The organism is uncultured Ruminococcus sp. (assembly GCF_937915125.1).
GTDB lineage: Bacteria > Bacillota > Clostridia > Oscillospirales > Ruminococcaceae > Ruminococcus_C.
The window spans coordinates 1-5,699 of sequence record NZ_CALDMP010000068.1 but is presented as its reverse complement, the minus strand read 5'-3'; the positions used below and the strand labels follow the sequence as shown (position 1 = coordinate 5,699).

The following is a 5,699-nucleotide window of genomic DNA, read 5'->3' as shown; positions in this document are numbered from 1 at the left end:
ACGGAAAATATGCAAGCATATGACGTGCAAAGCCGCTAGGCGCTCTTTGTGCGGTATTGCCTTAGCTTTTTCAGACTGCGTGCGGCATTCTTCAAAAGGGGAAGTTTGCTGAATACGTCCTCTGTAAACTGACTGGTATCCAGACTTTTGATTTCAATCACAAGATCTGTCAACAGTTCGCCTACTTGACCGCCGTCTTTGGAACGGACATTCTGGAGAATAGAATCCGCAAATTCTGTCATGCGGCGCTGTGCACCGATGCCATATTGTACAGTTGTCTGGGTATCCATGAAATCAATGGATGTTTTGATTTCATCAATCCGTTTCCGTTCTTCGGGAGTGTACGTTGCCTGGGGAATGTCTGCCGGAAGCTCTTCCGGAGCCGACTGTTCCAGTTGTTTTCTGGCGTTTGCGAGTGCGGCTAAATTGATCTCTGACATGGTGAATCCTCCTGTTTATTCAAGACAATCCATAATTTTCTTCATGGTGTCATAGTCGGGCATATGGATGACTGCGGTGACCTGCTCCGGTATTCCCGAAAAATTCGAAGACACAATATCGCAGCTGTCTGTGCGGAAGCCGTGTTTCTTCCATGCAAGCTCCTGTATCTGTTTATCAGACAGGGCTTCAATTCCGGCTTTTCCCGCTTCATCCAATGCCATGTAAATATGGGTTGACCATACTGTAGGTGTAGGATATATCAGAACAATGTCGTCCTTGATTCTGGCATAGCTGTCCGGCTCTTCTGCGGCATATTCAATCAGCTGACTCTCATAGCCTGCAATGATTGACTTTACCCCAACGCCCATACGCAGAAATTGGCTGAACAGGTCGGAGGAAGAGGTTTCCATATATCCCAGCTGGGAGAATATTTCCTGCAATTGGGGCAATACGGCATCCACACTGTTTGCATCCACTGTTTTTCCGCCGTTCAGAGCACTTGCTAAGAGTGCGGCAAACATATTCCCGGAATTGGAACGGACAGGATCTGTAGTGTCTACTGTAACAGCACCGTATAGTTCAGTCAATCCCAGTTCACTCCATTGTGTTCCATTCAGGATACATTCCGTCAGCTTTTGCATATCTGCATAGTAAATGCCCTCTGATTCTGTGACAATTCCTTTCTGCATCAATGTATCAGCTACCATCTGATGAGAATACAATACAATGGGCGTGTTGAAAATGATCTCGCTGGAAACAGGCTTTCCATGGATATCGTTGTAATATTCCAGTGCTGTCTGACTGGACGGAAACAGATAGTCTCTGTCACTGAAATCCGCTGTCACCATATCCAGAGAACCGGCACGGGAATAATTCAACTCCAGATGGTATTCCCTGCGCAGGATCTCTTGCACTTCCTCGTCCTCAAACAATCCGATTTTTTCACCGCCGAGATAGCCACTTAACGTTATAACTGTAGCCTGGCTGCGATAGAAATAGTAGCCACCGCCTGCGAGAACAACTGCCAACAGAACAACAATGCCGATCAGTTTTGTTTTCATCTTCCATTCTCCATTTTTACCATTTGCTCCAGAAGGCGGATCTCTGCTTCCATGTCGATCATTTTACAGCGCATGAGTTTCTGGAACTGTTCTTCAAATGCTGTATTCAGGGTACCAATTGTTTTTATGGTATTGCCTTGCAGCTGCATAACATCTGTTGTCCTAAGATCGGTATTCTGTAATTCGATGTACTTTTGCAGCAAGGAAGAGGCAGTCTCCTGATAATAGTCAATAAATTGTCGCGCAGACTTGATTATTTCAGGGTGCTTCTCCAGATATGCCAGAATATTTTTTGCTGTCTGTTTCAGCCGCTGCGCTTCCTGCCTGACTACCGGTTCCTGAATTTGCAGCATGGATTGCTCCATGCTGCGGAAATCTTTCCGGGCTTCCTCCAGTTGCCGGCTCATGGTTTCGCCTTCAGGTAACATATCAATGCGAATCCCGCCGATTTTCCGACTAGGTTTCAACAGCAGCGACAATCCCAAAAATGCACCCACTGCCAAAGTCAAATCTACAAAGAAATTCCAATGGAACAGGAACATCAGTATCAGAAAAATTCCTCCTGCCAGCAAAGCAGCTAATAAATTTGCAGCAAGTTCTTTTTGTTTGTGCTTGTCCAAATCAGTTATATCCTTTCACACTTCGGAATGCGGAAACCAAATCAGTCCGTCCATCGAACACACGGGCATTTGTCAGATCCGCAAGTGCATCCAGCTGAGAGGAATCTGCTTCACCGAACATAATGGAGAATACAGGAATATCCAATCCCAGTTCCTGATAATATTCAGTAAATTCCGGCTCTGTTGCAGTGACAGAAGCACCGTCACTCATAAGGATGATGGCAGGGGTATAATCCTCCAGATCTTCGTATGCCGAGAGAATTTCCAGTCCCTTTTTCGCAGCAGTATACATATCAGTTCCGCCTTTAGGTGCTTCACTGCTGACTTGTTCGTAAAGAGAACGGAGACTGTCTGCATCTGCATTTTCTGCTGTATAGATATTGCGGATATCCCCTGAAAACGTAATGACAATATTCACTTCGTCCTGATCTGCCTGAAGCATATTTTTTTCGCATTTTCTTGTATGAGAATCTGTGCCATAGCTTCTTCCAGCTGTTCATTTCCCTGACCAATCATACTGTCGGAAAAATCCAGACAGTAGACATTCAGGGACGGCTTACGGAATTCCGTCTGGTATAGATTCAAAGCCTTTGTCAGCACCTGTTCAGAGGGCATAATAATCGGAGAGAGAATCCGGTGCGTGTCAATACCCCAGTCGGCATTAAAAATATCCTTGTTCTCTTCCGAAATGTCTTCAAATCCGGTACGCCGTCCGGTTTTCTGAATTTCGTTCTGCACCTCTTCGGACAGCAGATATTCCTGTACAGCCAGAAAAGTATCTTGTTTCTCTGCATCACCATGATCGACATAGCCAAGTGGTGAGTCGGCAATGCTCAGACCATCGTAGGGATAAACAACATAAAGGGGTTCTCTGCCCAGTGAAATAAGTTCCTGGTTCGCATCAATAATCAGGCATTCGTAGTTGACCATGGCATCAAAATCCCCGTCAAGGAACATATCCTTAAGCCAGTCTGAACTGCCGGAACTGCGGTCGATCCCGGAAAGTAGCTGGGAAATATCACGTTTCAGCGTTTCGCTCTCCAGATCATTTTCTGTCAGCGCATCTGTCTTTCCCAACAGTGCGTACAGAAATCCGATATAAGCGCTTGCGCCGGAATTGGACTGAGTGGCGCTTGTCATGCAGAATGAAAGCTGGTCAGCCCGGATCGCATCTAAAATTTCGCCGACAGAAACTTCATTGTCTACGAATCCGAGCTGTTCTGCCAGAGATCTACGAATGCCAAATACAACTGGCGTGGTATAGATGGATGCATTATATTTTACCAGATGGGCAGTGTCTCCCAGTGAGATCCAGAGACTGGATGCCGGCCACACGGCGTCATATTTTTCTGCGCCGGATCGCAACGTATGCATAATATCCACAGAGCCTTGATATGTCATTTCAATGGTAACGCCGGTTCCGTCTGCACACGCCTCGAGAATATGAGAGAGTTCCTTGTTCTCAGAGCCAGAAAGAATCTTTATGGTTTCTCCTCTACGTTTTCCAATGTATTGTGCATCGACAGAGCTGTCGCTCTCCCCAGTACTGCATCCGCACAGAAGAATCATAGGAAGAGATATCATTGTCAGCAGACGAGCAAAAAAGGATTGTTTCATACGGAATCCTCCCATTTTGAAAAATCATACTAATCCCTTATCGTTCTTTTGAAGAAGTTGCCAGATAGCATTGTGCCCAACCGCAGGCAGGCTGTCGCCTGGCAAAGGGAGAGGTGCGCAGAGTGACAAAATGATAGCGGCAAATTCTTCTACAGGTTGATATGGGATTAGTATCAAATGTTCAATCTTTTTACAGCGTCGAGAGCAAGCTCAGAGCGTTCACATTCATCGGCAAAAAGTGTGATCTGCCAGCAAAACGGACTGCCTTTCATGTATTTTGCTGCATAACTGAGCCCATTGGTTCTCTCATCGATGAATGGCTTGTCGATCTGCTTTGGGTCGCCAAGAAGTATGATTTTCGTTCCTTTTCCCGCTCTTGTAATGATTCCCTTGACCTGATTCGGCGTCATATTCTGCGCCTCATCGATTATAAGATAGGTTTTTGAGATAGAACGCCCCCTGATAAAATTCATCGCCTCTGGCTGAATGATCCCCCGATCAAAAAGCTCTGCGATTTTCTGACGCAACATCGTTTCCTCATCCTCGCCGTTTGCATCAAGGATCTGTTCCAGATTGTCCAGAATCGGCCGCATCATGGGAGCAATTTTTTCTTGCTCACTTCCTGGGAGAAAACCGATATCATCATCAAACTGTGCATTTGGACGGCATATGATAATTCTCCGGTATTCATTATCGGATCCGTTAAAAGTCTTTTCCAGTCCTGCGGCAAGGGAATAGAATGTTTTTGCTGTACCTGCCATGCCTTTGATAATGACAAGCGGCGCTTTTTCCGCACTTGTCATCAATGCCTCTTGCATAAAGTACTGACCAACATTTCTAGGAGTGACACCATAGGGAGAAGCTTTTTTATGCTTCAGCGGAACAACTTTTTCCCCTGAAATCCTGCCCAGCAGAGTTTTCTTTGTGGACTGGTCAAACATAAGAATCACAAATTCATTTTCCGTAAAGTGGATTTTGATACGTTCTCCATCGGAATTGGTGTGATACAGCTGTTCGGCAGGGATGCCTTTTTTCTTGAATTCCTTGATCAGTTCATCGGGTATATAAGCCTCGCATCGACCTGTATAACACGCATCTGCTTCCGAAATTTGTTCAGTTGTAAAATCCTCCGCTTTTATGCCGAGAATTTGCGCTTTCAGTCTCAGAACCAGATCTTTTGTAACAAGTATAATACGATTTGGCTCCGCAATATTGTCAGAAAGCCCTTTACACACTTTTAGAATACGGTTATCGGCTTTATCCTCAGGGAGATCTTCAGGAAGAGTGACATTTGCAAAGTTTTTCTCAACCCGGAGCATTCCGCCACCGGATAACTGCACTCCTTCTAAAAGATTCCCGGACTGTCTGTAATTTTCAAGCAGTCTGACAGCCGCTCTTGCGTTCACGCCTTTTTCACCCTCCGCTTTTTTCAGGCTGTCAAGTTCTTCAAGTACAACGAGGGGAATGATAAGATCGTTGTCTTCAAAACATTCGATGGCATAAGGCGATTGGATAAGCACGTTGGTGTCGATCACATAGACTTTCTTCATCTGGATTGCTCCTTATAGATATATTTATTTTATTCTAAAACATTTGTGTAAAATCTGCTATCGTTGTAATGTTAAGTTTTGCAAAATCCAACATTGATGTAATCACACGATTAGCTTTGCAGCATATCAATCTGCGGTATGATTGCTAGGAACCATCTTATTTTTCAGCCAAAAGATACTGTGTTTTGTTATTCTGCACAGTCCTGCATAATATCTGATAGAATTGATTGAACAAATTTGATTACACATAGAGTGGTCATAGAAGAACAACTCCAGTTCGTAATTTTTACTATAAAATTATCAATATATTGCGTTAATTTTCATAAGAGTAATTCATGTGTAAGAAGTATACCTTAGGCAACACCGCACAAAGATTGTGCGTCAGATGCGCCGTCAGATTTTTCGTCAGA

6 protein-coding genes are annotated in these 5,699 nt (G+C 44.5%); all 6 read right to left on the bottom strand.

What is annotated here, in order from left to right; all coding sequences use genetic code 11:
- Positions 1-35: 35 nt before the first annotated feature.
- Complete coding sequence (locus tag Q0418_RS06870) at positions 36-440, bottom strand: toxic anion resistance protein (protein ID WP_298483407.1); 405 nt, start codon at positions 438-440, stop codon at positions 36-38.
- Positions 441-455: 15 nt separating this feature from the next.
- The gene (locus Q0418_RS06865; RefSeq protein WP_298483406.1) at positions 456-1,502 is read right to left on the bottom strand and encodes a hypothetical protein; all 1,047 of its coding nucleotides are present in this window, start codon (positions 1,500-1,502) and stop codon (positions 456-458) included.
- Positions 1,499-2,122 (bottom strand): 5-bromo-4-chloroindolyl phosphate hydrolysis family protein, encoded by a 624-nt coding sequence (locus tag Q0418_RS06860; RefSeq protein WP_298483405.1) that lies wholly within the window; start codon positions 2,120-2,122, stop codon positions 1,499-1,501. Before Q0418_RS06860 ends, Q0418_RS06865 begins: the two co-directional genes overlap by 4 nt.
- Before the next feature lies 1 nt (position 2,123).
- Positions 2,124-2,564: a VWA domain-containing protein gene (locus Q0418_RS06855; protein ID WP_298483404.1), complete on the bottom strand. Its 441-nt coding sequence runs from the start codon at positions 2,562-2,564 to the stop codon at positions 2,124-2,126.
- Positions 2,537-3,739 carry a substrate-binding domain-containing protein gene (locus Q0418_RS06850; protein ID WP_298483403.1) on the bottom strand — a complete coding sequence of 401 codons (1,203 nt, stop codon included), beginning with the start codon at positions 3,737-3,739 and terminating at the stop codon, positions 2,537-2,539. The genes Q0418_RS06855 and Q0418_RS06850 overlap by 28 nt, the downstream gene beginning before the upstream one ends.
- Before the next feature lie 173 nt (positions 3,740-3,912).
- Positions 3,913-5,289 (bottom strand): PhoH family protein, encoded by a 1,377-nt coding sequence (locus Q0418_RS06845; protein WP_298483402.1) that lies wholly within the window; start codon positions 5,287-5,289, stop codon positions 3,913-3,915.
- Between the last annotated feature and the right edge of the window lie 410 nt (positions 5,290-5,699).